At 33.0% G+C, this 22,664-nt stretch carries 15 protein-coding genes; 1 reads left to right on the forward strand and 14 read right to left on the reverse strand.

Annotation, left to right across the window (positions count from 1 at the left end; genetic code table 11):
- Positions 1–90 precede the first annotated feature (90 nt).
- Positions 91–1,899 (forward strand): hypothetical protein, encoded by a 1,809-nt coding sequence (locus tag NLJ00_RS02905; RefSeq protein WP_256636167.1) that lies wholly within the window; start codon positions 91–93, stop codon positions 1,897–1,899.
- A gap of 58 nt (positions 1,900–1,957) precedes the next feature.
- Here NLJ00_RS02905 and NLJ00_RS02910 read toward each other — a convergent pair whose 3' ends face one another.
- From NLJ00_RS02910 to NLJ00_RS02975, 14 genes are all read right to left on the reverse strand, one after another.
- Complete coding sequence (locus tag NLJ00_RS02910; RefSeq protein WP_053472532.1) at positions 1,958–2,392, reverse strand: YMGG-like glycine zipper-containing protein; 435 nt, start codon at positions 2,390–2,392, stop codon at positions 1,958–1,960.
- A gap of 473 nt (positions 2,393–2,865) precedes the next feature.
- Positions 2,866–4,143, reverse strand: a complete 1,278-nt coding sequence (gene kynU, locus NLJ00_RS02915) for a kynureninase (RefSeq protein WP_256636168.1) — start codon at positions 4,141–4,143, stop codon at positions 2,866–2,868.
- Between the two features lie 279 nt (positions 4,144–4,422).
- The gene (gene queA / locus NLJ00_RS02920) at positions 4,423–5,472 is read right to left on the reverse strand and encodes a tRNA preQ1(34) S-adenosylmethionine ribosyltransferase-isomerase QueA (RefSeq protein WP_053472529.1); all 1,050 of its coding nucleotides are present in this window, start codon (positions 5,470–5,472) and stop codon (positions 4,423–4,425) included.
- A 305-nt stretch (positions 5,473–5,777) separates the two neighbouring features.
- Positions 5,778–7,007 carry a 3-phosphoshikimate 1-carboxyvinyltransferase gene (gene aroA, locus NLJ00_RS02925; RefSeq protein ID WP_256636169.1) on the reverse strand — a complete coding sequence of 410 codons (1,230 nt, stop codon included), beginning with the start codon at positions 7,005–7,007 and terminating at the stop codon, positions 5,778–5,780.
- A gap of 134 nt (positions 7,008–7,141) precedes the next feature.
- Positions 7,142–7,468 (reverse strand): nucleotide pyrophosphohydrolase, encoded by a 327-nt coding sequence (locus NLJ00_RS02930; RefSeq protein ID WP_012022600.1) that lies wholly within the window; start codon positions 7,466–7,468, stop codon positions 7,142–7,144.
- A gap of 2 nt (positions 7,469–7,470) precedes the next feature.
- Positions 7,471–9,462, reverse strand: a complete 1,992-nt coding sequence (locus NLJ00_RS02935) for a DUF3857 domain-containing protein (RefSeq protein WP_256636170.1) — start codon at positions 9,460–9,462, stop codon at positions 7,471–7,473.
- 1 nt (position 9,463) lies between these two features.
- Complete coding sequence (locus NLJ00_RS02940) at positions 9,464–11,377, reverse strand: DUF3857 domain-containing protein (RefSeq protein WP_256636171.1); 1,914 nt, start codon at positions 11,375–11,377, stop codon at positions 9,464–9,466.
- A 2-nt stretch (positions 11,378–11,379) separates the two neighbouring features.
- Positions 11,380–13,407 carry a DUF3857 domain-containing protein gene (locus NLJ00_RS02945; RefSeq protein ID WP_256636172.1) on the reverse strand — a complete coding sequence of 676 codons (2,028 nt, stop codon included), beginning with the start codon at positions 13,405–13,407 and terminating at the stop codon, positions 11,380–11,382.
- A 20-nt stretch (positions 13,408–13,427) separates the two neighbouring features.
- On the reverse strand, positions 13,428–15,335 hold the full coding sequence (locus NLJ00_RS02950; RefSeq protein ID WP_256636173.1) for a DUF3857 domain-containing protein: 1,908 nt from the start codon (positions 15,333–15,335) through the stop codon (positions 13,428–13,430).
- Positions 15,336–15,399: 64 nt separating this feature from the next.
- Positions 15,400–15,852, reverse strand: coding sequence for a D-aminoacyl-tRNA deacylase (dtd, locus tag NLJ00_RS02955; RefSeq protein ID WP_256636174.1), 453 nt, complete (start codon positions 15,850–15,852; stop codon positions 15,400–15,402).
- Positions 15,853–15,997: 145 nt separating this feature from the next.
- Entirely contained in the window at positions 15,998–16,975 is a 978-nt protein-coding gene (gene rsgA, locus NLJ00_RS02960) for a ribosome small subunit-dependent GTPase A (protein ID WP_053472522.1), read from the reverse strand.
- A gap of 138 nt (positions 16,976–17,113) precedes the next feature.
- Positions 17,114–20,476 (reverse strand): VIT domain-containing protein, encoded by a 3,363-nt coding sequence (locus tag NLJ00_RS02965; protein ID WP_256636175.1) that lies wholly within the window; start codon positions 20,474–20,476, stop codon positions 17,114–17,116.
- Between the two features lie 217 nt (positions 20,477–20,693).
- The gene (locus NLJ00_RS02970) at positions 20,694–21,776 is read right to left on the reverse strand and encodes a bifunctional 3-deoxy-7-phosphoheptulonate synthase/chorismate mutase type II (RefSeq protein ID WP_053472520.1); all 1,083 of its coding nucleotides are present in this window, start codon (positions 21,774–21,776) and stop codon (positions 20,694–20,696) included.
- Between the two features lie 13 nt (positions 21,777–21,789).
- Positions 21,790–22,647, reverse strand: a complete 858-nt coding sequence (locus NLJ00_RS02975; RefSeq protein ID WP_256636176.1) for a prephenate dehydrogenase — start codon at positions 22,645–22,647, stop codon at positions 21,790–21,792.
- Positions 22,648–22,664: the final 17 nt, after the last annotated feature.

A 22,664-nucleotide genomic window follows, 5' to 3' on the forward strand; every position in this document is an offset into this window, starting at 1 on the left:
TTCGTGGAAGCTAATCCACAAACCTGACAATTATCAGCTTTTAAAAAAAACCTTTTTTCAATATTTGCCTTTATTTTAATCTGAAAACAAATGGCAAAAATACCTTTACACACTTTTCATATTCCGGTGATGGGTCTTGCATATACAATTGACAGCCCAATTCGCGTGGCGCAATATGGAATTTCGTCTGTTGTTGCTCTCGCTGATGATGATTTGATTGAGAAGATGCGTAACTTTTACAGCACTAAATTCAATATTCCGTATGAAGAAATCACGCAGAAATTTCATGATTATCGTGCAGAAAGAATTACTTCTTACTTAAATTTAGTTGATAAAATTGTAAAAGAAAAATTCGAGAATTTTAAAACTGAATTAGCCGAAAGCAAAACTTCTCTTGAAAATTTCATGTCAATGCTTCCTAATACTTCTGATATTAAAAAAGGATTTCAGAATTTATTGGATGACGGAATTGCTTTTAAAGAAAATATTCAGAATTATATCGAAACGAATCTTTTTCCGGGAGAAATCGACGTTAACATTATGACGAAACTGGACAAAGATAATTTCGTTAAAAACGAACAACTTCCAATTGAGTTTAATGACGCTCATGCTGCTTTAAGAGGTTTTGCAAATAGTAATCTGGAATCATCTGTTGTACTTTCTGCCGGAATGAATCCGAGATTGTTTGGTTACTTCGAAAACTTCAAAGATTTTTTCCCGAATGAAAATAACGAACTTAAAAAGAAAATCATCTTAAAAGTAAGTGATTTTAGATCGGCAATGATTCAGGGAAATTTCCTGGCTAAAAAAGGCCTTTGGGTTTCTGAATACCGAATTGAATCCGGATTAAACTGCGGCGGCCACGCTTTTGCAACTGATGGACTCTTATTAGGTACTATTTTAGAAGAATTCAAGCAGAAAAAAGAACAACTGATACAATCAGCCCACGATTTAATGATTAAAGCTTTACAGTCAAAAAATGAAGCTTTTCCCGAAAAACCTTTAGAATTAAAAATTACCGTTCAGGGCGGTGTTGGAACTGCAGAAGAACATGAATTTTTATTAGACGAATATCAAGTAGATTCTGTTGGCTGGGGATCTCCATTTTTATTAGTTCCTGAAGCCACTTCTGTAGATCAGGAAACTCGAAAGTTATTGATGAATGCAAAAGAAGATGATTTTTATTTAAGTAACATTTCACCTTTAGGAGTTCCGTTTAATACTTTAAAAGGAACTACAAATGAATTTTTAAAACAAAAAAGAATTCACGAAAATAAAGCCGGAAGTTCCTGCCCGAAGAAATTTTTAGCATTAAGTAAAGAATATGATCCGCATGGAATTTGTACAGCTTCTAAAAAATATCAGGATATTAAACTGAGAGAATTAGAAAGTATAAAAGATACTTTATCTGTCGATGCATTTGAAAAAAGCAAAATCAAAATAACCGAAAAATCATGTTTATGTGTAGGTTTGGCAAACGCTTCTTATCTTGAAAATGATATTAAAGTAAAAGGTCAGGCACAAGGCGTTGTAATTTGTCCGGGACCAAATTTGGCTTATTTTGATCAGGAAGTTTCTTTAAAAGAAATGGTACAGCACATTTATCAGGGAAAATCTATTTTAAGAACAGACCGCCCGAATTTATTTGTGAAGGAATTAAAGATGTATGTGGATTATTTTCGAAATGAAATTGAAACTATTTCCGGAGAAGCAACCGCAATGCAGCTAAAAAAATGGAATTCTTTTAAAACGAATATTTTAGAAGGAATTGAATATTATCAAAATCTGTTTTCGTCGACTCTTTATTTTAAAAAGGAAGAGGAAAAAATCAAAAATCAATTCGATTTTTATAAATCAGAATTAAATGCAATCCAGATTCCGAAACCTGAATTAGCATAAAACAAAACGCCGATTTAGAAATTCTAAATCGGCATTTTTAATATATAGAAATTAAAATCTATTCTTTCTTCTTGTTTTTGCTGTCAATAACAGCTCCTGTTCCAGTACCCAATGCAGCTCCGGCCAAACCACCAATAATGGCTCCTTCACCTTTTTTCTTACTCACAATTGCTCCGGTTGCAGCACCAACTCCGGCACCAATAACGGCACCTTTAGCAGTTGCACTCCATCCTTTCTTTTTGGTAGTAGTGGTAGTTGTAGTATTTCCGTTTTCAGCTTGTTGGTGTACGACAACAACTTTTTGAGATTCAGCTTTCTGCTCCTCTTTTATCTTAGCCATTTCTGTCTTCATTGAATCGATAACACGCTGTTTGTTAATCTCAACTTTCATTGAATCAATACTGGCTTGTTTGGCTTTGTTTAAATCTTCTTTACTTTGATTTTGACAAGAAGTGATAAGTATTGCCGCTAATAATATATATAAGCCTTTCATGATTGTGGTTTTTAAAATTATACATTACAAAATACGGAATATATCACGTGTCAATTATTACATGATTTTTGAGAAACGTTATATGATTAGAAGATTTTACTATTTGCTTGCAGAATTTTTATTGGAAGCTGGATCGTTTAATCTCGCAAAGTCGCAGAGTCGCAAAGTTTTTTTGCCACAGATTAAAAGGATTAGAAAAGATTTCAATAAATGCGTTGAAATTTTTTCCCGCAGATTTTGCAGATTAATCGGATTAATCTTTCTTAGTTCAATGGCGTCCAGCTTTAGCTGGATGAAAATTTGATCAAATGAAAAGGGCTTTAGCCAAACTACGCGTTTGGCTAAAGCCCTTTCAAATTTTATCTTTAATACCTCCAGCTAAAGCTGGAGGCAATTCAAAAAAATCTTTTTAATCCTTTTAATCTGTGGCAAAAAAAACTTTGCGACTTTGCGAGATTAATTTGCAATCATTCTTACTTTCCTAAAATTCCTTTTTTAAGGATTTGTCCAAAGTCATACATATCCTCATAAGAACAATATAAAGGAACTGGTGCCAGACGAATTACGTTTGGTTCACGCCAGTCTGTAATTACTCCGTTTTTCATTAAATAATCGAATAAACTTCTTCCTTCTCCGTGAAGGAAAACAGATAATTGTGAAGCTCTTTCGATTGGGTTTGAAGGTGTGATAATTTCAAAATTACCTGCAACTTCTTTATCAATTTCGTGCAGAATAAATTCTAAATAAGATGTGATGTGATCCCGTTTTGCAATTAAGGCATCCATTCCAACCTCAGCAAACATTTCTACAGAAGCCAAATACGGCGCTAAAGATAAAACTGGAAGGTTACTAATCTGCCACCCTCCTGCTCCATGAACGGGATCAAAAGTTGGTTCCATTTTAAAACGACGTTCTTTGTTGTGTCCCCACCAACCTGCAAATCGCGGTAAATCTGGATCATTATGATGTCTTTCGTGAACAAAAACTCCAGAAGCATTTCCTGGCCCTGAATTCATATATTTATAACTGCACCAAGCGGCAAAATCTACATTCCAATCGTGAAGTTCTAATTTGATATTTCCGGCTGCGTGCGCTAAATCCCAGCCTACTTTTGCTCCGGTTTTTTGCCCTGCAGCTGTAATGGTTTTAATGTCAAAAACTTGTCCGGTATAATAATTTACGCCGCCAATTAAAACTAAAGCTAATTCGTCACCAACTTCTTCAATTTTTGCTAAAACATCTTCTAAACGAATATTATGTTCTCCTTCTCTTCGTTTAATTTCTATAATTGCATCTTCTGTTTTATATCCGTGAAAATGAACCTGGCTTTGAAACATATATTGATCTGATGGAAAGGCTTTTTCTTCACAGATAATTTTATAACGCTTCCCTTTTGGCTGATAAAAAGAAACCATCAACAAATGAAGATTCACTGTCAAAGTATTCATAACCGTAACTTCTGACGGAAGTGCTCCCACAATTTTACTCAACGGTTCTGCAAATCTTTCCTGATAATCCCACCAAGGTTTCTCTGCATAAAAATGACCTTCAACAGCTAGTTCTGCCCAGTCATTCATTATTTCGTCAATATAAGCTTTGGTTCGTTTTGGCTGTAATCCTAATGAATTTCCGGTGAAATATATAACTCGTTTGTCATTGACTTTAGGAAAAATGAATTGTTCCTGATAGTGATTTAGTGTGTCTTTCGAATCTAGCTCTCGTGCAAATTCGCGTGTATTTTGAAAAGTCATTGTGTTTTTGTTTTGTCGGCTAAAATAACAAATTTTGTTTGTTTTGTTTTAAGTTTAAGGTTTCAAGTTGATATGCTTGGTGTTATTTAACGCAAAGTTCGCAAGGATTTTTTTGCTCAGTTTGTTTGCCAAATGCAAAAGAACACAAAGCTTTGCGAACTTTGCGGTTAAATCTTGCGGCGAGCGCCAAACTTGAAACTTGAAACCTGAAACTATTAAAAAACAAAAACCCGACAGGTTTTAAAAACTTGTCGGGTTTCTTTATAAGATCAATTCTAATTATAGAATTAACATCGCGTCTCCGTAAGAATAGAATTTGTATCCTTCTTTGATCGCTTCGTCGTATGCTTTTTTCATTAAATCATGTCCACAGAAAGCAGAAATCATCATTAATAATGTTGATTTTGGTGTGTGGAAGTTTGTGATCATACAGTTTGCAATACTGAAATCGTGAGGAGGGAAAATAAATTTATTTGTCCATCCTTCGTAAGGATTCAAAGTATTAGCAGAAGAAACAGAACTTTCGATTGCACGCATAGAAGTTGTTCCTACTGCACAAATACGTTTTTTCTTTGCTTTTGCTTCGTTTACGATATCACAAGCTTGTTGATTAATGATCAATTCTTCTGAATCCATTTTGTGCTTAGATAAATCTTCCACTTCAACTGGATTGAAAGTTCCTAAACCTACGTGTAAAGTTACCTCAGCAAAATTTACTCCTTTGATTTCTAATTTTTTCAAAAGGTGTTTTGAGAAGTGTAAACCAGCAGTTGGTGCCGCTACAGCTCCTTCTTCTTTTGCGTAGATTGTTTGGTATCTTTCAGCATCTTCAGCAGTAACTTCTCTGTTGATGTATTTAGGAATTGGAGTTTCTCCAAGTTCTGTTAATTTGTTTCTGAATTCTTCATAAGAACCATCGTATAAGAAACGTAATGTTCTACCACGAGATGTTGTATTGTCGATTACCTCAGCAACTAACGAATCGTCGTCACCAAAATAAAGTTTGTTTCCGATACGGATTTTTCTAGCAGGATCTACTAAAACGTCCCATAAACGCTGCTCTGAATTTAATTCTCTTAATAAGAAAACCTCAATTCTTGCTCCAGTTTTTTCTTTGTTTCCGTACAAACGTGCAGGGAAAACTTTTGTATTGTTAAGAATTAAAACGTCTCCGTCATCAAAATAGTTGATAACATCTTTAAACATTTTATGTTCTATTGTTTGTTTTTGACGGTCAATTACCATTAAACGAGATTCATCTCTATTTTCTGCCGGGAATTCAGCTAAAAGTTCTTTCGGTAAATTGAAATTGAAGTGTGATAATTTCATATTTGAAGTTAGATTTTAAAATATCAATCTTAGACTTTTTTATCTAAAATTTTAAATCGCCTGCAAATATACGATTGTGAGATAGGCGTTGTCAAGTGTTTTGACGTTTATTTTCAAAAGTCTTTGATTTAGTGGTGGTTTGGAACACCATAAAAATGTTTTTTTCACCATATAAGTTATATAAGTTCATTTCATTTGGATTCCTTTAACAAAAAAGCCTCTGGTTAAAACCAGAGGCTTATAGGATTACGTTTTATTTAGCTCTTTATTTACATGAACTTATATAACTTATATGGTTAAAAACTTTACAATTCTGAGATTTGGAAGTTTAAAGATTTTAAGTCATTCCAGAAATCCGGGTATGATTTTGAAACTACTTCTGCATCGTCAATAATAATTGGCACTTTTATCGCAAGCGGTGCAAATGCCATTGCCATACGGTGATCGTTGTATGTTGCAATATGAATATCGTTATTAATCGTTGAAGATGGTTTTAAAGTCAAACTTTCATTGGTTACAGAAATATTAGCTCCCAATTTTGTAAGTTCAATTTTTAAAGCTTCTAACCTGTCTGTTTCTTTAATTTTTAAAGTATGAAGACCTGTTAAATGACATCCAATTCCCAAACCTAAACATGTTACTACGATTGTCTGCGCAATATCCGGCGTATTGTTTAATTCAAAATTTACATCCTGATAATTAAATCCTGCTACTTTTTCCAAAGTCATTTTGTTGTTTTGGAAAGTGGTTTTCACGCCCATTTTTTCATAAAGAGAAACTAATTCAGAATCTCCCTGAAGGCTGTTTTCTTTATAACTGCTTAAAGTGATTTTTGCAGCATCGGCCAAAGCCACCAAACTAAAGAAATACGAAGCCGAACTCCAGTCAGATTCCACAACCATTTCTTTTGATTCAACAGATTCTTTAGGATAAACTTTAATTATATTTCCTTCAAAACTTGTTTTGATATCTAAATCATTCAGCAAAGCCAAAGTCATTTTGATATATGGAACTGAAGTAATTTCTCCTTCTAATGTCAGTTCTAAACCATTTTCTAGTTTTGAAGCGACTAATAAAAGTGCCGAAATATACTGACTGCTCACATTTGCTGCTAAACTAACTTTTGAAGCGGTAACTTTTTTCCCTTTAATTCTAATTGGCGGATAACCAACTTCTTTTTCATAACTAATCTCAACTCCCAACTGGCCTAATGTTTCAACCAAAATTTTTATTGGGCGTTCCTGCATTCTGCTTGAACCTGTCATTACTACTTCTCTGCCTTCGTTTACAGCAAAATATGCGGTTAAGAAACGCATGGCTGTTCCAGCGTGGTGAATGTCTACAATTTCGTCATTACCAATTAATGCTTTCTGCATGACTTCGCTGTCATCTGAATTTGAAGTATTGGCTAAAGTAATATTTGGGAATAAAGCTTTTAGTAATAATAAACGATTGGTTTCGCTTTTAGAACCTGTGATATTTAATTGTGAATTATCAATGGTGAATTGTGAATTCGTTCTTAATTTTAAATTCATTTTTTTTATTGTAAGTTGTGAATTATGAATTATGAATGATTAGAAACATAATTCAGCCCCGCAATTTACCACTCCCCATTCATAATTCAAAATTCAAAACTCATAATTCAAAACTTATGAGTAATATTTCACAATTATTTCAATTTATCGTTGTTTTTGTGACGATCTTTATCTCTAACTGATTTCAAGTCCATTTTTTTATCAAAAGCGGCTTGTAAATCGATTCCGGTTTGATTGGCCAGGCATAAAACTACAAAGACAACATCTGCCAATTCTTCGCCTAAATCTTTATTTTTATCGCTTTCTTTTTCAGATTGTTCTCCGTAACGACGAGCAATAATTCTGGCAACTTCACCTACTTCTTCTGTAAGCTGGGCCATATTGGTTAATTCGTTAAAGTAACGAACTCCGTGTTCTTTTATCCAGGTATCAACGTCTAGTTGTGCATTTTTCAAATCCATGATTACATTTTTTTTAGGACAATTTTTTCATTTTGACTGGCAACAACTTTTTGAAAAATATTTTTCAAGCCTGTATATTGCTCCGCTGCAAAAATACTGCTGTTAATTTCTTTTGCGCAGGTTATTTGAATTTTATTTCCTTCGGCAGAAAAATTTAGCAAATAGATTATATTTTTATCTTCTGTAGCAATTCTAATAGGCTGTGGCAGAGACTCTACTTGAAAGCCTTCTGGAATTTCGATATTCACATTATATTTTTGCTGATTTTTATATCCAAAATAAACCGGCATAACCCTTTGTTCCTGATTAAATGGGTTTTTGGTTCTTGTAAAAAACAATAACGGACTTACGAAAATTTTACCTCCTATTATATCCGACTGACTGCCTGATGTGAAAGAAAAAGTTTCTAAAACAGGATCTTTAATATTTGATTTTTGGTTCTCAATTTTATAATTTGAAATACTTAAATTTCCTAATTCTGCTTCAAATTTTTCAAGATAATTATCTTGGGTTTTAGCTGCGTTTTCTATTCTAAAATGATAGGCATCATAATCTGTTCGAAGAATTCTGACCTGTCCGCTCATCTTTCCATCCTGAGCAATTTTTGCCATCAAATTAAAACTTTCTTTAGAAGGATTTGAAGGTTCTAAATCGATCTCTAATGAAGTTCCGTCATTTTTTATAAGTCTTCCTTTCCAATTCAAAACATTTAAAGGCAAAATATTTGGAGAAGTATATTTGTGTGTTGCGTCAAGTAGAAATTGTTTTCCGTCAATTTCTGCAGCGGCAATGACATAATTAAATCCGGTTCTGGTGGGATAAACAGGAAGTCCGTTTTCGATTGTACTTACTAAAACCGGACTTGCTTCTATTCCTGCCAGTCGAAGCATATTGATCAAAATGAAATTAATTTCGGCTACATTTCCTGTTTGGTCTGTATATGCTTTTTTAATTCCTTTATCTGTATAATAACCGTAGTTTTCATTCCAGTTCATTTTGTTTTGAACATAGGTAAAAACCAGATTCAGTCTTTCATTTTGAGATTCTACATTTCCAATTAATCGCTTTACATCTTCGACTAAAAAACTCATTTCATTAAGTTCTTTCCCAAAACTGTTATCTTTAAAAATTGTTTTTGCCACACCTTCCCAAGTCATCGTATAATCTTTTACGGGCTGTTCCGGCATTCTTACTCTTTCCAGCTCGTGCTTAATTGTTCCTTTATAATTTTCTATGTTATTTACATATGGTTCTTCATACAAAGCCGGGACATTTTTTCCTGAATAATAGGCTTCGATTTGTCGATATGAAAATGAATTGGTTTGATTGTGTTCGTTTTCGAATGTCTGGCTTCCTGTAGAAAACTTAGAATCGTTTTCAAGCGGAATCCCTCCTATCAAAATTGGCTTATAAATGTAAAATTCCGGTATTTCTGTTTTATAATAAAAGTAGTTAACCGGAATATCGTATTGAATATCAAAGTCAGGGAATTTTACAATATTCTCAGACTTCAAAATATATTTATATTCGATAATTGAACCCACTTTTACATTGGGCAGTGTAATGGCTTTTTCTTTCCAGTAATTATTGATTTTTTTCTTAAATGCACCTTGATTTTCCAGCTTGGTTTTTACTACGGCGCCATTTTCGAGATTGTATGTAATTGCATCTGAAAATTCTAATCGGTCTTCGTTTAGATTTTCATAACCTATATAAAATCTAACTTTTTGATCTGCCCATTTTAGTCCTTCTTTTTTGTAAATTTTAATTTTTACTTCACAAACGTGGTTGGCTGTAAACCCCGCATCTTTATTGTAACTAAAATAGGTTCTTCCTTTTTTAAATAATATGGCCGCTGAAGCGCTGCTGTCTGTGGGATGTACTTTTTCCTGAAGTTCGGCAATTGTTACTTTTCCTAATTGATAGTTTTGAGAATTGGCTTTTACGATAAAAACAAAGAAAATTATAGCAATTAAAAATTTTGGCAGCTTCATATTATATCCTTTTTAATACTATTTTTTCACTTTCCTTTGCAATCATAGTTTTATAATATTCTTTGAGCATTTCATATTTTCCTACCGGAAAAATAGCCTCGTTGATTTGATGCACAATTGACAACTGCAATGTATTCCCTGCAACTGCAACATCAAATTTAAAAACTCCCAAATCATCTTCCATAACTAAGTTTAATGATTTTGGCAAATTTTCGACTGTAAAATTAGCCGGAATTTTAATTATGATAGCGTATCGTTTTGCAAAAGGAAATCCAAAATCGACTGGATATTCTCTTTTTTCTTGTCTAAAAGGATTTTTTTCATTTAAGAAAAAAAGCATAGGGTTTATATATATTTTATCTCCAATTATTTCAGAAAGATTTGATCCTGTAAAAGAAAATGATTCTGAAACTGGTTCTGAAATTTCATTTTGATTTATTCTTTTGTAATTACTTACTTCAATTTTGCCGTTTTCATTTTCAATTTTCTCAATATAATTTTCTTCATTCTCTTTAGCTGTTTTTGTTCTAAAATTGAATGCATTATAATCTGAATATTGTCTTCTTGCTTTTCCTTCTATTTTTCCATCTTCTTTAACATCAAAAATCATAGAAACAAGGTCGTTGGAGTTTTTCTTAGGCATTAGATCTACTGTTTCTGAAGTTCCATCTTTACGAATTAATCTCCCTACCCAGTTTAAATCTCTTAAAGGCAGAACATTTACAGTTGAAAATTCATCTGTTGCATCTAACAAAGCAATTCCTGTTGGAGTTTCTATTCCAGCTATTACATAATTAAAGCCTTGGGTACTAGGAAAAAAATTAATTCCATTAGATCTGGTACTTATTAAAACAGGATTTGCTTCTAAACCTGAGTAACGAAGCATTGCGGTGAGCATTAAATTAATGTCCGCACAATTTCCTGATTTCTCTTTATAAGCCTTTCTTACCCCTTTCTCACACCCATATCCTAAATAATTATTCCATTTTATATTAGATTTTACATAATTAAGAATCGTTGCCATTTTATCTTCGGGTTTTGTTTTCCCTTCTAAAAGCAATTTAATATCTTCTTCAAAATAACCTGTTTTATTTAATTCCGGACCAAAATCTTCGTATTCATAAATTGTTTTTGCAACCGTTGGCCAATCTGTAGAAAACGATTTAAAAAAACTTCCCGGAATAGAAATGGTTTCTAGTTCGTGGGAAATAGAAGCGCAGTAATTTTTTACATTGTTAACGTAGTCTTCCTCTTTCATGGCTGGCAGATTTTGAAGACAATAGGTTGTTTCCTTTGCTAAATAAGTATAAGTATTACTTGCTATTTGAGTAGTCACTTTTGGAATAAAAAAGCCTGTAATATTTCTTTTAAAAGTAAATGCGTCAGGAATTATTGTTTTAAATTCTGAATAATTAACCGGAATACTTTTTTGAAAATCCCAATCTCGAATACCTCCTCCATAGCTTTTAATTTTATATTCGATAACAGATCCTTCTTTTACATCTGGAAAAGTGATTTTTTTCAACCAATAATTTTTATTGTTTTTGTTTATGAATTCACTTTCCGGTTTTAATTTAGATTTTATAATCTTTCCGTCAGCCAAATTGTATGTAAAAACATCTGTTAAACTAATTGTGTTTGATTTTCCAGTCGGAAATGCGAACTGCGCATTAGCCCAATCATATCCTTCTTTTTTGTAAATTTTTATTCGTATCTGGATAGTTGTATGTGAATCACTGTTGTCAATTTTAGAAACTCCTTTACAAAATAAAATTGCTGCAACCGCTCCTGAATCGAGAGGATGTACTTTTTCTTCAAGTTCAGCAATACTTACTTTTCCTAACTCGTAGTTTTGGGATTGCACTTTTACAATAAAAAGGAAAAATAAGATAAATACTGAACTTGAAAATTTCATACTTAGATTCTTTTTAAAACTATTTTTTCTGTCTCTTTTGCTACCATTGCTTTGTAGTATTCTTTTAGCATTTCATACTTTTCAGGTGATACAATCGCCTCGTTTATTTGATGCAAAATTGATAATTGAAGTACATTTGAACTTGCAGCAATATTAAACTTAAAAGCACCTAAATTATCTTCCATAGATATAGCTGCCGGAGCTGGTAATGTTTCAACTACAAAACCTTCCGGAATTTTAATTGTAATGTTGAATTTATCAACAAAAGGATAGCTAAAATCTACTGGATATTCTCTAACTTCTTGCGTAAATGGGTTTTTATCTTTTGTAAAAAACAACATTGGGCTTACATAAATTTTACCTCCAATAAGTTCACATAAATTTGTTCCTGTAAAAGAATAGGTCTCTGTTATAGGCAGTAAAATATCTTTTTCATTTGTTTTAACGTATTCGCTAATTTCGATTTTATTGTTTCTGTTTTCCAGTTTTTCAAGATATTCTTCTTCTTTCAGACTGCTAATGTTATCTCTTGTAATCATTGCATTATAGTCTGTAGATTGTCTTCTTGCTTTTCCTGTAACTTTTCCATCAGCATCAATGGTATATGTCATAAAAACATTATCATTAGATGTTTTTTCAGGCATTAAATTTATTTCTTCAGATGTTCCATCTTTTCGTATTAATCTTCCTGACCAATTTAGAACTCTTAATGGTAAAATATTTGGAGTTGAAAGCTTCTCAGATGCATCTAATAAAATATAACCGTTTGGAGTTTCTACCGCCGCAATTACATAATTAAATGCTGTTCTGTTCGGAAATAAAGCGATCCCGTTTGAACGTGTACTAACCAATACCGGATTTGCAGTTAAACCAGAATAGCGCAACATTGCAGTAAGCATCAAATTAATATCGGCAATATTTCCTGTTTTTTCTTTATACGCTTTTCGAACACCATTATCACAGCTGTACCCTGTATAATTGTTCCATTTTACACTAGACTTGACATGGTTAAAAACAGCCCATATTTTTTCCTCTGGAGTGTTTAAACCTGTCAGCAGTTTTTTCAAATCCTCTTCAAAGTATCCTGTTTTGTTTAATTCAGGCCCAAAATCCTCATAATCATAAATCGTCTTCACTACAGAGTTCCAATCTGTAGAATAGGGTTTCATTGGTCTGTTAGGAAATTTTGTCATTGATAATTCATGCGAAATAGAAGAAGTATAATTATCAATATTGTTCACAAAAGCTTCCTCTTTCATTGCCGGAAAATCCTCAGCTACATATGTTGTTTTAGTTTCTAAATAGTCTATTTTATCCTGAGTAAATTCTGTTCTAACAGCTCCGCCGCCAAATCCTCCTGAATTATATCTTTCTTTCGAATTTATAATAATTGCTTTATTATTTTTTTCGACAGTCATTTTAGGAAAGATATATCCTTTTTGTCTTGGACTGAAAACATAATATTCAGGTATGTATGTAGCAAATTCAGAGTAATTTACCGTAATGCTTGTTTGAAAATCCCAATCACGAATCATACCGTCACTAGGGCTTTTAATAGTATATTTAAATTCTATAACCGAGCCTTCTTTAACATTTGGCATCGTTATTTTTTTTCGACTTCTGTATTTACTCACAACTTCATCAAATATACCATCGCTTTTTAGTTTGGTAGCTTCGGCTTTGCCTCCAACTAAATTATAGGTTACGGCATCACTGAATATAACTTTTTCTCTAAACTCACTATTATAAATATATAAGACTTCATGGTTTGCCCAATCATAGCCTTCTTTTTTATATATTTTTATACGTGTCTCAACATCAGTAATTGTTACAAAACCATCCGTTTGATCATATTCAATTCTGGCTTTTCCTCTTTTAAACAATATAGCAGCTGCGGCAGATGAATCTTTTGGGTGTATTTTTTGTTCCAGCTCTGCAATAGAAACTTTTCCTAATTTAAATTCTTGTGCACTTGCTTCTGAAATAAACAGCGAGACAATTGCCAGACAAAAGATTTTAATGATGTTCATTATTTTATTTTTGATTTTGGTTAGTTTTTGTTTAAGATGATTTTGGCATTGTCATTTCTTGACACCTGTTCTATAAAAAGACGGTATTCATCATATTCTTTGTTAGAATATTTTCCTTTGTTTACAAACATAGAGCGTTTGTAAATCAGTTTATTGTTGTCTTTTTTGATAATTTCGGTTTTGTATTCTCCAAATTTGCCTTTCAATTCAAAGTTTGAAGGCAGAAATTCTATTGAAAAACCAGCAGGAAGATTGATCTCGATTTCATCTGTATCTAAATATCCACGCTGAATTTGAAATGGATTTTTACGGTTTCTGATTCGTTTTATACTTCCTGTATATTGATTAAAAGCATCAACCACAAACATCATTTTAGTACCGGAAATTGTTCCATAATTTGAAGCATTAATCTGGGCATCTTCAATAAAACGAACATTTTCTTTATCGTTTGTAAAAGTTATTTTGCCCAATTTTAAATTATTGATGTTATCCCAATAGTCTTTATAATGTTCTTCTTTTTCATTTGGCTGCATAGTTTCAACTCTTGACTTTGAAGCATATTGACTTCCTTGCGATGCAATTTTTAAAACCCCAGAAAAATTTCCGTTTTCATCAATTGTATAAGTTCCCTTTTCTTCCTGAGTATTTCCTTTATCATCGTAAATTTTAGTACGAACAATTTCTCCACCTTCAGGTTTTACTACCAAAACATCACGATCATCTGTAAAAATCCCTTGATATCCAAAAGGATCATCCTGACTTGTACATTCTAACCAGATATAATTATTGCCATTTGGAACGGCAAGAATCATATGATTGCCCTGCATCGAAACAAAATCTGACTGAATATCTAACTTATAACGATCTCCATATAAAATGGTATTATAAGATGGAACATCGACAACCTCCAGAAGTGCTTTTGTATAATTTGATAATGCTTTACAATCTCCATATCCTAAACGATCTACGTCGCTGGCAAACATAGGTTTCCATCCGCCAATACCAACAGCAATATTTACGTATCTTGATTTTTTTTGAACATAATCGTAAATAATTTTTGCTTTCTTGACAGGATCTTTTTCATCTCCTACAAGTGCTTTTATTTTTACTTTTGTTTCTTCGGGTAAAACAGTGGTTCCATCTAAGATTTTCTCTCCGTACCATTTTCCAAATGCTTCCCATGTAGTCGCTTTTCCGTCAACTCCTTCCAAGTGAAAATTTTCTAATCCCATCATAACTTTTGGAAAAAGCTCTCCGTAAGAAGGACTTAAATCTTCTTGTTTCTGAGCCACAATATTTGTTGCTGTATAACTTAAATTAGTATCTGTATCTGTCGTTTTTTTAATATTGAAACCATCAAATCGGAATTCTTTCTTTTTAAATCCCAATTCTTTAGGAAAAGTAACATTCAAAACACATTTCTCTACGCTTAGATTATAAGCACCCAGGAAATACCATTGCGGTATAAAAGCTGTATTTGAAGTTTCCGTTTCACAGGTGTAAACAATTGTAAAAGGATATGAGATTGGAGTATAGTCTAAATAAAGTACCCGATTATCTGAAAATAGCGTACTGCCGCTAACTGCACTTTGATCTCTAAACTCTTTTTTCCTGATTTTTTTTATTTCATTTCCTAATGCATCATAAACTACAGCTTCAATACTTTTTATTGAAGTCGTTTTATCATAATGTGCATAGGCATCAATATCATTTAAACCTTTTTCATTTAAAACAGAAACCACTCTTTGGGTTTTGATATTCATACTTCTTTGTGAAGCAATAACAATATCCATTTGATCTAATCTAACAACAGCATTAGCATTTTGTTTAAGACTATCGGCAATAGTAACTGTAGAATAATTAGTCTTCTGAGCAGAAGAAATAAGGGAAAATAAGATAAAAAAAAGCCTAAAACAGGTAGATTTCATTAGTGAGTAATTTCGTCAAATATATATTATTTTTAGAAATTCTTAACATTTGTTGAGTTTATTTTTACTCTCTGTTTTTGCTGTCGATTAAGATCGTTACAGGACCATCATTTAACAAACTGACTTTCATATCGGCACCAAAAATTCCGGTTTGTATCTTTTTGTCAAATTCTTTTTCTAAAGCTTTTACAAAGTTCTCATACATAGGAATTGCAAACTCCGGTTTTGATGCTTTTATGTAAGATGGACGATTTCCTTTTTTTGTAGAAGCGTGAAGTGTAAATTGACTAACAACAATAATTTCTCCGTCAATATCCTGAACCGAGCAGTTCATGACATCATTTTCGTCGCCAAAAATTCTCATTTTTATTATTTTTCCGGCGAGCCAGTCAATGTCTTCCTGAGTGTCGGCATCTTCAATCCCAACTAAAACTAATAATCCTTTTTTTATATCTGCTGTTTTTTGGCCATCAACGGTTACTGATGCCTCGGAAACTCTTTGTACGACTACTTTCATTATTACAAAAGGTGGTTTTATGCCACAGATTAAAAGGATTAAACAGATTTTCAATTCTAGCGTTAGATGCACTGCTATGCATCTCTACATTTCAATACATTATTTTTTTTGGAATTTGGAATTTAAAAAATTGGAATTTCTTTTTTTATTTCCTTGTTTCATCACTCGCAGCTCGATCATCACCATAAATATCAGTACGGTAATGTTCTTCATCGCCTTCAAGAATTTTAAGGTAGCTATTGTAACGTGACCATGCAATTTCATCTTTTTCTAGAGCTGCTTTTATGGCACAATGCGGTTCTTCTTTATGGAGACAATTGTTAAACTTGCATTGGTCTTTCAGTTTGAAAAATTCCGGAAAATAACCGCTGATTTCTGATGGTTCCATATCAACGATTCCGAAACCTTTAATTCCAGGTGTATCGATGATTCTGGCATCAAAAGATAAATCATACATTTCGGCAAAAGTAGTTGTATGCTGTCCTTGTTTACTTTGTTCTGAAATTACAGTTGTTTTTAAATGCAGACTTGGTTCCATTGCATTTACCAAAGTTGATTTCCCAACTCCCGAATGTCCTGAAAACATACTTACTTTTCCAACCATCATTTCTTTAAGTTTATCAACTCCTTTATTTTCTGTTGATGAAATTCGGAGGCATTTATATCCAATTTCGGTATAAATATGCTGTAAGTAAAGCTGATCGTCTAAAGTCTGTTCGTTGAGCGTATCGATTTTGTTAAAAATCAAAACTGCTTCAATTCCGTATGCTTCTGCAGTAACTAGAAAACGGTCAATAAAACTTGTAGTTGTTGGTGGATTATCAATGGTAATCAGTAAAAAAACCTGATCAATATTCGATGCAATAATATGAATCTGTTTGGATAAGTTAACCGATTTACGAACGATGTAATTTTTTCTTTCGTGAATTTTATGAATCGTTCCCGTTAAGGCATCCGAAGTTTCTTCTAATTCATAATCGACAATATCGCCTACAGCAATTGGGTTGGTACTTTTAATACCTTTCATTCTGAATTTCCCTTTCATACGGCACTCAATAAAATCGCCTTTTTCAGATTTTACGGTGTACCAGCTTCCTGTAGATTTATATACGATTCCTGTCATTCAAATTTTAGATTTCTGATTTTAGATTTTAGATTGCTCTTAAAACTAAAAATTTTAAAAGGCAAAATTACGTTTTTAGAATTGAACAACGCAACTTCACCTTTTAAAATTAAAATCTATCTTTTGAATTTCTTACTCTTACCAAACAATTTCGGCTAAAACCTCATTTTCTTTCACTTTTCCTAACTGAATCGTTTTTAAAGTTCTGGATGTTTTACCTGCCTTAGTTGTATAAATTTCAACCATAATTGTAGCTGGGCCATTTTCAGTTAATTCTGTTTCTCCAAAATAATTGGTTTTAATTTGATATTTACCTTTTACAGCATTTCGAATTATATATTGTTCCGGGCCATAACCTTCTGTAAAATCTTTAGAAAATCTTCCTCCAATTTGTGTTGAAGTATGGCTGTAGTAACATTCTTCATTTGTTGGTTCAATAACATGCAAGTCTAAATCGACATCCATTTGGTTCCAGTTCATAATAATTCGAATATCAACTGGCTTTTTTGTTGTATATTTTTTATCAAGTTTTCCTGTTTTCAAACCTGAATGCTCTGCCATCAATCGATTAATATCCATTAAAATAATATCTTCAACACCTTCATACTGCCCGTCCATTTCTCCGTAATAATTTACTTCCAAAGCTTTAATTAATTGATCAAAAGCTTCCTGATATTTTCCTGCATCTTCTAGTGTTAAAGCATAATCTCTAAGGCTTTGTGGCTCATGTTCTCTCCATTTTGCAACTTGTTTTGCGGTAAAAACTGCATCATTATAATCTTTCCATTGGCGTAAAGTATAAGTTAGTGTTTTATAAAGCTGATGATTCTCTAAACCTAAATCGGCAATATTACTGATAATCTGCAATGCTTTTTTTATATCACCCTGATTATAGAAAAAATGCGCCACATCAAAATAAAAACTTGGGTTTCTTTCCTGTGCTTTTCTTAATTCTAAATACAAATCGTATTGTTTTTCTTTTGGAGCTTTTGCCAAAGCTTTTAAATACAATCTATCTGGATTCCAACTTTTTGTTTGGACAACTCCACTATTTGAAGACTGCTTTTTCGTTGTTATTATAATAACTCCATTTGCCCCTCTGCTGCCATAAGCAGCAATTCTCGAAGCATCTTTCAAAACATCTACCGTATCGATATCATCTGACTTTAAATCGGTGAATTCACCCTCATAAAACTGACCATCAACTATAATTAAAGGCTTTTTTGAATCTCCGGCTAAATATCCCTGATCTAGATTTGAATCTTGTGGAATATATTTATTTTTTGAGATGTCTTCTGAAATAGCACCAACAACATCAGATTTTTTTTGTGTTCCATATCCTACTACAACTGTTTCTTCTAATTTAGCAGCATTTGTCTCTCTTTGTATTACTTCACTTCCAACTTTTTTATCTTTTATTTCAGTAACTGTAGGCGCAACAAATTTTACCTGATTAGCTTTTGGCGCAGACGATGCGGGAGATGTCTGAATTACATTATTGTCTTCCTCAATAACCATTTCTGCTGCTGACCCTGCCCCAACCGGTTCGTCTATTGTCAAAACAGCATCAGGATCTCCTTTTATAGTTTCAGATCCAATTGTTATATCCTCATCTCTGCCTCTTGCTCCTGGCGGTGGGGGTGGCGGCGGAACTTGAACTTGTCCTTTGTGTTTATACTTAGATGCGATTTTCTGTCCTTTATATTTTACATTCTTTTTCCACCAACTATCTAATCCGTTAAAATAACTTTCTATATTGTCCCAATTACTTTTTTCCTGCGCTAAAGTAGTATCATGTTCCTGTTTTTTAATTCTGTCAAATTCAGCACGTAATTCTGCTGGCGGAATAATATCATACGAAATATAATCGCGAATATCTTCTAAAACAATCAATGAAGTATTTTTAGTAATGATGCCGTATTTCTTTCCTAAAAGTTCAATTTCGTCAGCATTTTTAGCATATTCAAAATCAAGATTGGCTATTTTTTTCTGTGCCCAAAGTTTTTCAATATTTACATCATTAGTGTTTTGAATCGCACCATCAAGCGTAATTTTTCTTTCTAAAACAGCTTCATTATTATATCCGAATAATAAAGTGATTTCGTTTTTTGGATTTAAAGAAATTCCCGAAAAACTAAAATTCCCTGAAACTGAAGTTCCTTCTATTGGAAACAAATCAGTCACAGTTAAATTTTCTTTTATTCCTAAAAATTTCAAATTTGTATTTGTCAATTTATCCAAAGCGATTTCAGTATTGATCTGATTTAAATTGATAAAATTACCACCCGTTTGCATTGCTGAATAATTCAGAAAAGCAAAATCAGCAGATACTGAAGAAGTAATGGTATAAATTGTTTTTTTAGTCTTTGGCAGAAGATTTTCGCTCAAAGAAGATAATCCATCTGTAAAAAACAAATATTCATCCTGACCGGTAAAGTTCAGTTGAGAAAAACGAGTTCCACCATCGTATTTTGTTTTTTCTAAAGCGACTTTTAAAGCATCCCAATTTCCGTTAGAAACAATATATTCTTGTTGTTTATCAAAAGTATAATTCAAAAAATACAGCGTAACTTTTGTGTTTTTTATTTTCTGAAAATAAGCATCCAGTAAATTCAATTCTTTCTTTAAATCTCTATTTTGGCAACTCAAAGAATTATCCCAAATTAATCCAATTGAAGCTGGTACCTTTTTGGTTGTTTTATATCCTTCTATAAAAGTATTTCCATAAAAGTAATGTTGTCCGCCAACGTCCTGCATCAAAACACTCGGAATGCTTTGCTGTATTGGAATTTTTAGCACTATTTTTTCTGCGGGCTGGTAATTTTCTTTTTTAACAGAAGCCTGAAAAGCTTGATTCCATTTTGAAAAGACAATTTCGTTTCCTGAATTTTCAGTAACGGTTGGTGCTGTTGAAGTTCCTAAAACGGAAACATTAATTTCAAACTGATCTAATTTTTTCGGAAAACGACTTACCAATTGATACGCCAGATTATCTTTATCAAAAGCCGAAAGTTCTTCTTCGTAACCAATTATTACAGTTCGTTCTCCGTTTGGCATTAAAGGATAAATTCTGGTTCTGAAATTATTTCCCTCTACTTTCTCCAACAATCCCGGATCAACACGACGATGTTCAATAGCTTCAAAAACCTGTTTTCCTTTATTTTTATTTACCGGAACGGCTTCACGCATTTTTCCATTAATATCAATGGCATATCTTGAAACCGAAACATTTTCCGGCAGTGGAAAAATAAGTTCTGCTTCCATCTGTCGAGTTCCCGAATTAAAAAAATGCATTTCGGCAGTGGTGTAAGCAATATTCCCAACAACTTTTACATTGACGAAAAGTTTGTTCATTCTCACTTTTTCAGCATCATCACCTTTAACATTTAGTTCAGGGCTTTGTGCGAAAGTTTTTGTTCCTAAAAACAGTATAAAACAAAATAAAAATTTGAAGTTAACTTGAAACATTCCTGGCATAAAAACATTGGTTTTAGATTTCATAATGTGAAAGTTAAGGTTGTATATTGATATAGAGAACAAAAAACATCAAAAGGTTGGGAGGGTAATACTTATTTCCAAAAAAAATCTCCAAAGCCTTGCGACAATGGAGATTATAAAATTTTACAATATAAGTGATATAAGAAAATCTAAGAATTGAGTTTACAAAAATTAAATAAAACTTATACCACTTATATAACTTATATGGTTTTAGAAAAAATTATGCGTTGAAAATCTTCTCTTGGTGACCAATACTTTCCTGGTGAATTGCTTTGAACATTCTCAAAACAAACTCTTCAGTAAGACCTTTTTTCTCACCTTCTAAAATCATTTTTCCTAAGATTTCGTTCCAACGGTTGTTTTGAAGAATCGCTACGTTTGCATCTTTTTTCACCTGACCAATTTCATCAGCCACTTTCATACGTTTTCCTAATAACTCTAATAAGTTAGCATCAAGTACGTCGATGTTAGCTCTTAGTTTTGTCATTTTTTGGCTGTACTCATCTGTAGTGTCATCCGTTTTTCTGATAGTCAAATCTTTAATGATTTGTTTCAAAGCATCTGGAGTAACTTGCTGCGCAGCATCAGACCAAGCGTTGTCTGGATCGAAGTGCGTTTCGATAATCATACCGTCGTAGTTCAAATCTAAAGCCTCTTGTGTTACTTCAAAAATCATTTTACGATCTCCTGTAATGTGAGATGGATCGATGATTAATGGTAAATCAGGGAATTTATTTTGTAATTCGATAGCAATCTGCCATTCTGGAATGTTTCTGTATTTTGTTTTTTCGTAAGTAGAAAAACCTCTGTGAATAACTCCTAATTTCTCGATTCCAGCCATGTGTAAACGCTCAACACCACCTAACCATAAAGCTAAATCCGGGTTTACAGGGTTTTTAACCAAAACGATTTTATCAGTTCCTTTCAAAGTATCAGCAATTTCCTGAACTGCGAATGGATTTGCAGTTGTACGGGCACCAACCCATAAAACATCAATATCATGTTCTAAAGCCAGTTTACAGTGAGCCGCAGTTGCAACTTCAGTTCCCATTAATAAACCAGTTTCAGCTTTTGCTTTTTGTAACCATTTTAATCCAATTTCTCCAACACCTTCAAATCCTCCCGGACGCGTTCTTGGTTTCCAGATTCCTGCTCTGAATACACTAACTTTTGAATCTTTTAATTCGTGAGCAATTTTCAATACTTGATCTTCTGTTTCTGCACTACATGGTCCAGCTATCACAAGTGGGTGATTTAAATTGAAATCTTCTAACCACTTTCTCATTTCTTTTTTATTTTCCATCTTAATTTATAGTTTACTTTTTAATTGTTAATCCGTTTAATATCTCTTTTATTTTATTTGTGCTTTCCATTTCTTCAAAAATGGCGTTGTAATTTTCATCTTTCAACAAATCCCTAAACCGACTGAGATTTGAAATATATTCTTCCAATGTTTCCAGAACGTGTTCTTTGTTCTGCTTAAAAATTGGTGTCCACATGGCTGGCGAACTTTTTGCTAAACGAACGGTGCTTTCAAATCCACTTCCAGCCATATCAAAAATATCCTGTTCGTCTTTTTCCTTATTCATTACTGTTTTACCCAGCATAAACGAACTAATGTGTGACAAATGCGAAACGTAAGCAATGTGTTTGTCGTGCGAAGTCGGGTCCATATATCGAATCCTCATCCCTATTTCGCTGAAAAGCTTTAACGCCTTTTCCTGCAATTTAAAAGTGGTTTTTTCCACTTCGCAAATAATGTTTGTTTTTCCTTTAAACAAACCTTTTATCGCCGCCGAAGGTCCTGAAAACTCTGTTCCTGCGATCGGATGCGTTGCAATAAAATTTCTTCTTTTTGGATGACTTGCTACTGCTTCGCAAATTGGCTTTTTTGTCGATCCTACTTCAAAAACAATTGTTTTATCTCCAACCGAATCCAGAACTTTAGGCAAAACCGTGAGTGCGACATCAACCGGAACCGAAACGATTACAAAATCGGCTTCAGCCAAATTTTCAAAACTTCCTGCTTCGTCGATAACTCCTAGATCAATGGCTTCCTGCAAATGTTTTTCGTTGCTGTCGATTCCAAAAATCGTCGAATCAGGATGTTGGTCTTTGATGTCCAGCACCATCGAACCGCCTATTAATCCTATTCCTATTACGTATACTTTCATATTTCTTTCTATTAGAA

Origin of the sequence: Flavobacterium panici, assembly GCF_024499525.1 — a bacterium.
In the GTDB taxonomy this organism is placed as follows: Bacteria; Bacteroidota; Bacteroidia; order Flavobacteriales; family Flavobacteriaceae; genus Flavobacterium; species Flavobacterium panici.

Bases quoted from the DNA above. Each gene is read 5' to 3' on its own strand.
- NLJ00_RS02905 (WP_256636167.1), top strand. From the start codon at position 91: ATGGCAAAAATACCTTTACACACTTTTCATATTCCGGTGATGGGTCTT.
- NLJ00_RS02910 (WP_053472532.1), bottom strand. From the start codon at position 2,392: ATGAAAGGCTTATATATATTATTAGCGGCAATACTTATCACTTCTTGT.
- kynU (WP_256636168.1), bottom strand. From the start codon at position 4,143: ATGACTTTTCAAAATACACGCGAATTTGCACGAGAGCTAGATTCGAAA.
- queA (WP_053472529.1), bottom strand. From the start codon at position 5,472: ATGAAATTATCACACTTCAATTTCAATTTACCGAAAGAACTTTTAGCT.
- aroA (WP_256636169.1), bottom strand. From the start codon at position 7,007: ATGAATTTAAAATTAAGAACGAATTCACAATTCACCATTGATAATTCA.
- NLJ00_RS02930 (WP_012022600.1), bottom strand. From the start codon at position 7,468: ATGGATTTGAAAAATGCACAACTAGACGTTGATACCTGGATAAAAGAA.
- NLJ00_RS02935 (WP_256636170.1), bottom strand. From the start codon at position 9,462: ATGAAGCTGCCAAAATTTTTAATTGCTATAATTTTCTTTGTTTTTATC.
- NLJ00_RS02940 (WP_256636171.1), bottom strand. From the start codon at position 11,377: ATGAAATTTTCAAGTTCAGTATTTATCTTATTTTTCCTTTTTATTGTA.
- NLJ00_RS02945 (WP_256636172.1), bottom strand. From the start codon at position 13,407: ATGAACATCATTAAAATCTTTTGTCTGGCAATTGTCTCGCTGTTTATT.
- NLJ00_RS02950 (WP_256636173.1), bottom strand. From the start codon at position 15,335: ATGAAATCTACCTGTTTTAGGCTTTTTTTTATCTTATTTTCCCTTATT.
- dtd (WP_256636174.1), bottom strand. From the start codon at position 15,852: ATGAAAGTAGTCGTACAAAGAGTTTCCGAGGCATCAGTAACCGTTGAT.
- rsgA (WP_053472522.1), bottom strand. From the start codon at position 16,975: ATGACAGGAATCGTATATAAATCTACAGGAAGCTGGTACACCGTAAAA.
- NLJ00_RS02965 (WP_256636175.1), bottom strand. From the start codon at position 20,476: ATGAAATCTAAAACCAATGTTTTTATGCCAGGAATGTTTCAAGTTAAC.
- NLJ00_RS02970 (WP_053472520.1), bottom strand. From the start codon at position 21,776: ATGGAAAATAAAAAAGAAATGAGAAAGTGGTTAGAAGATTTCAATTTA.
- NLJ00_RS02975 (WP_256636176.1), bottom strand. From the start codon at position 22,647: ATGAAAGTATACGTAATAGGAATAGGATTAATAGGCGGTTCGATGGTG.